Source organism: Herbaspirillum lusitanum P6-12, from assembly GCF_000256565.1.
Taxonomy (GTDB): Bacteria; Pseudomonadota; Gammaproteobacteria; order Burkholderiales; family Burkholderiaceae_D; genus Herbaspirillum; species Herbaspirillum lusitanum.
Map to the genome: position 1 here is coordinate 1 of NZ_AJHH01000417.1, position 4336 is coordinate 4336.

6 protein-coding genes are annotated in these 4336 nt (G+C 63.8%); 2 read left to right on the top strand and 4 right to left on the bottom strand.

What is annotated here, in order from left to right; genetic code table 11:
* The coding region (locus HLUSI_RS0113445) for an FUSC family protein (protein WP_016834471.1) at nucleotides 1-1254 on the top strand (1254 nt) is incomplete at its 5' end.
* Nucleotides 1255-1278: 24 nt separating this feature from the next.
* Here the strand turns inward: HLUSI_RS0113445 and HLUSI_RS34130 are convergent.
* The 4 genes from HLUSI_RS34130 to HLUSI_RS0113460 form a co-directional block, all read right to left on the bottom strand.
* Nucleotides 1279-1794, bottom strand: a complete 516-nt coding sequence (locus HLUSI_RS34130) for an HDOD domain-containing protein (RefSeq protein ID WP_238533998.1) — start codon at nucleotides 1792-1794, stop codon at nucleotides 1279-1281.
* Nucleotides 1697-2077 (bottom strand): HDOD domain-containing protein, encoded by a 381-nt coding sequence (locus HLUSI_RS34135; protein WP_050977715.1) that lies wholly within the window; start codon nucleotides 2075-2077, stop codon nucleotides 1697-1699. Before HLUSI_RS34135 ends, HLUSI_RS34130 begins: the two co-directional genes overlap by 98 nt.
* 109 nt (nucleotides 2078-2186) lie before the next feature.
* On the bottom strand, nucleotides 2187-3131 hold the full coding sequence (locus HLUSI_RS0113455; RefSeq protein ID WP_016834472.1) for a DMT family transporter: 945 nt from the start codon (nucleotides 3129-3131) through the stop codon (nucleotides 2187-2189).
* Nucleotides 3132-3247: 116 nt separating this feature from the next.
* Entirely contained in the window at nucleotides 3248-4012 is a 765-nt protein-coding gene (locus HLUSI_RS0113460; protein ID WP_016834473.1) for a helix-turn-helix transcriptional regulator, read from the bottom strand.
* A gap of 144 nt (nucleotides 4013-4156) precedes the next feature.
* Here HLUSI_RS0113460 and HLUSI_RS0113465 point away from each other — a divergent pair.
* Nucleotides 4157-4336: hypothetical protein (locus HLUSI_RS0113465; protein WP_029363492.1), on the top strand; the 180-nt coding region annotated here is incomplete at its 3' end.

Genomic DNA, 4336 nt, shown 5'->3' on the forward strand with positions numbered 1-4336 from the left:
AACGCCATGGCGCTGTTGCTGCGCACCATACAGAGCGGTGTCGCGGCAACTCCCGGCAAACGCAACCTCGTCCACAGCGACACGGAAGATGCGCGCGCCATGCTGCGGCTGCGCCAGCTGGTTGGCCGTGCGCCATCGCAGGTGGCGCAACTGCTGCAACTGCGCGATCTGCATGACGCAGATGGCCTGATGGTGCTGGCCGACTGGAAACGCGCGGCGCGTCCGCCCCTGCCGCAACCCTCATTGCGCCATGGCGCACTCGATGCACTGCGCATGGCTGCGGCGCACCTTCGCAGCGGTTCGGCGGAAGTACGCCACGGCCTTCGATGTGCAGCCGCAGCTGGAATCACCTACCTGATCGTTCACCTGCTGCAGCTGCCGTTCGGTTATTGGGCGACCATGGCGACCATGCTGGTGATGCAACCCTCGGTCGCCGACAGCTGGTCGCGCAGCATGGAGCGCGCCGTCGGCAGCATCGTCGGCGGTGTGCTGGCGGTGGCGCTATGCCTGTACATCCATTCGCCGCTGGCGCTGGCCTTGCTGGTGTTTCCGATGGCGGCGCTGTCGATGGGCTTGCGCCCGGTCAGCTATGGCTTGTATTCGTTGTTTCTGACGCCGGTGTTCGTGCTGGTAGCCGACGTCGCAGCCCAGCCGCAACTGCAACTGCAACTGAGCAATGCGCTGCTGCGCGCCGGCAACAACGTCATCGGCGCCGTGGTGGCGATTGTCGCCACTTATCTGTTGTGGCCCCACCGCCGCCAGGCCAACCTGCATCGCAGCCTGTCGCACATGATCGTGATCAACCTGGCTTGCCTGCGCGGCGCACTGGCGTCGCAGCCGCACGCTGCGCAAATGCACGCACGGCGGCGCGAAGCCTGCGTGGTGAATATCGAAAGCGGCCTGCTGCTGCAACGGCTACTGCGCGAAGGCGACATGAATGCACGTCAAATCCACGACGCCCGCACCAGCGTCGCGCTCGCGCGCCGGCTGGCGTGTGCGGCTACGCATATCTGGCTGGAAGAAAGAAAATCGGCAACCGCGGCGGAGAGGCTGGCGCACGTCGAGTTCGACAACTGGTTGCAGACGATGGAAGATTTGTTTGAGCGCCGTGTCACCGCTGCCGCATCCTGTGCGGCCCTGGTTCAGCAACGCCCTGTGGTGCATGACCTGGCGCGTGCGGATGCGGTGGAAACAGTGTGCCTGCTGGCGGCGGCCATGTATCCGGAGTTGTCATCCGTAAAAAAATTGGATTGAAGCAGCTCCGGGAGATGCGATTTCTTATTGCCCGGATTGTTCGCGCAACTGCGCCAACACGTCGCGCGTCGGTGGCAACGCCTGTGCGGAAATGTTCACCATCGAACTCCATTCCATCCAGTCGCGCCCCACGCGGTCGCACAGCGCAATGACGTGATCGACCTCGCCGTTGAGCGGCGCGCCGGCATCGAGCAAGGCCTGCAAAGCCTGAACCCGCGCACCTTCAGGCGCCACGCAATAATCGGCGATGATGCCGGCGACATGCAGCATCTGCGCCAGCCGTAAATGACGAGACTCCTCGTCGAGTCCCGACTGCGACGGCGCCTTGTGATGCAGCACCGCTTCGCAGAACAGGCGCGGGATGCTCCAGTCCTGCATCATGGCGGCGGCCAGATCGAGATGGGTGTAACCGAAGGCGGCTTTTTCGGCGTCGCGCAATTTCTCACCACCACGGTCGTCGTTCGCGACGCTTGACAGCACGCCGGCATAGTCGTCGGGACGCGCCGCGGCCAGGCCAAGGCTGCCGATATTGGCCAGCAGGCCGCTGGCGAACCTGGCGCACCGCATCCAGGCCGATCATCAGCAACACGTCCTTGCTGATGGCGACGATGGGACGGCCCTTGTTGATCGAGGCGCCGTTGCCGATCTTGATGATGCGGCCGCCCAGCACCGGATCGGCCTGGATCTGCGTGACCAGTTCGACCAGGGAAACGTCTTCCTGGCGGCACATGCGCATGATGTTGAGACGGACGCCGCTCGGCGACGGCAAGGCGTCGTCCTGTTTCAGCGCTTCGAAATCGGTGGGATCGATGAAATTGGGCATGGAGTGGAAGTGTTCAGGATGGCAACTGTCTTTTACTTTTTATATTCCAGCTTTGGAGTCCTGATGTTATCAGTTGGCAGGCCCTGTCCGCCAGCGATCTTCGCACCAATCAGACTTCAACCGGCGACATCGCATGACTGCGATGCAATGAAGCGCACCACACCACCCCGCTCACCAGGCAGACGATCGCCAGCACTTCCAGCCGCGTCGGCCAGCGTTGTTCCCACAGGAAACCGTACAGCAGCGCAAACAGTGTTTCGAAGATAATCATCTGGCCGGTCAGCGTCAGCGGCAATAGACGGCTGGCGCGATTCCAGAAGGCATTGCCCACCACCGAAGCAAAGATCGCCACGGCCGCCGCCACCGCCCAGAAGCGCAGCCAGTCGCTGCCGCCATGACCATCCATCCCCTGTGTGAACGCCGGCACCACCAGCAACAAGGCCAACGCGCCGGTGACGACGCCGGTCAGCAACGACCAGTCATGCGAGGAAATATCGGGCCTGCGCGACAGCCAGCGGCTGTTGCGCACCGAGTAGACCGACCACGACGCCAGCGCGCCGAACGCGCACAGCAGGCCCGCCGCGCGCGTTGCCAGATCCGTCGTTGCATGCTCAGCCGATAAGGCCTGCACGCCGACCAGGCCGACCCCTAACAGGCACAGCGCCAGCGGTGCCATCAGCGACGACAGTTTGAGCGCACCTTCATCGCGCGCCCCGACCAGCGTCACCACCACCGGCAGCAGGCCGATGATCAGCGAGGTCGACGCCCCGCCTGCCCATTGCACGGCACTGGCAAGGAAGAGGTAGTACAGGATGTTGCCGAGCAGGCTCAGGTACGCCAGCGCCAGCCATTCGGCGCGACCCAGCCGTCCCGACAAGGTGCGCCAGCGCGGCGCCAGTAGCAGCACAGCGACGACGCCGTAGGCCAGGTAACGCGCCGCCGACAATTGCAGCGCGCTGAAGCTGCCGAGCACTTGCGGCGCCAGGAACACCAGCCCCCAGAACGCTCCCGCCGCAACGCCGTTGCCGACGCCAACCAAGATATTGCTTTTCATGTTCCGCCTTGTTCGATTTGCTCCACGCAGGATAGGCAAAGCGGCGGCGCGCGTCTTGACTGCGGCTCTTCAAAAATGGGCTGAGGCTATTGCAGGAGGAAACTGCAGGAGAAAAATTACTGCCGATGTTCGCGACGATGTTCACGTCGATAAGCGGCCGGCGTCATGCCGGTGGTGCGGCGCATTGCGCGCGTCAGGGCGCTCTGGTCGGAATAGCCGGCACGCAGCGCCAGTTCAGCCAGCGGCGTATCCGATCCGGCCAGCGCATCCTGCACGAAGCGCAGGCGCACGTCCGAGAGCCACTCCTGCGGCGTACGGCCGAGTTCGCTCTTGAACAGGGCATGCAAGCGGCTGGCGCTAAGGTTCGCCACCCGTGCCATGCGCGCTGCTGTCCATACCTGCCCGGGCGCAGCGTCGATGCGCAGCAGCAAACCGTGCAGGCGCGAGTGCCGTTGCGGCATCGCGGTCAATGCTTCCAGCAACAGCGGCGTGCAATGGCGCACCACCGATTCCGGCAACACCAGTCCGGCGGGACCGGTGCGACTCAGATCGATGCTCAGATCGATGAACTCGACCAGCCTTCGCACCGCCGCCGCAACTGGCAGGAAGGTCTGGCGACGCAGGCGTTCGGCGGCATCGGCGCCGATGTCGACCAGCTTGCAGTCGAGGATCAGGAAACGGTTGGGACCTTGCGCCGATTGCGCGTGGTTGATATCGGGCGCGACGAAAGCCGCGCGCGTGATGTCAAGCGTATTGCCGCGGCCGTCGACCTCGATGTCCATCTCGCCCTGCATCGGCAAGACGATCTGCACGTGGTCGTGGCTGTGCAACGGACCATCGGCGCCGTAGGTGCGAAAACTCAGGTGTTGCGGGGTATCCATGACGTCATTTTACGCCCGTGGCGGCGGTTTCCGGGCTGCCGGAACGGCGAGGAAAGCGAACATGGCTGCCGGGGTGTGACAATTTGACGCAAGCGCAAGGGCGCGGAATTTTTTATACTTCGTTTTCAGCATTCCGTCGCCACCATGTCCAAGCACACCAAAGACCACAGCCGTTCCGGCTTCAGCCTGTCGAACATGCAAGTCATGGCGATCCTGCTCGTGGCCGGCGTGCTGCTGGTCGGCGTGACGTTCCTGTTCGCCAGGGATATCGGCCGGATTCCGGCGTCGCTCTGGGATATCTGTACGACGCCGGCGGCAACCCGG

Excerpts from the sequence above, each read along its gene's own strand:
- HLUSI_RS34135 (WP_050977715.1), bottom strand. The coding sequence starts at position 2,077 with ATGCCCAATTTCATCGATCCCACCGATTTCGAAGCGCTGAAACAGGAC.
- HLUSI_RS0113455 (WP_016834472.1), bottom strand. The coding sequence starts at position 3,131 with ATGAAAAGCAATATCTTGGTTGGCGTCGGCAACGGCGTTGCGGCGGGA.
- HLUSI_RS0113460 (WP_016834473.1), bottom strand. The coding sequence starts at position 4,012 with ATGGATACCCCGCAACACCTGAGTTTTCGCACCTACGGCGCCGATGGT.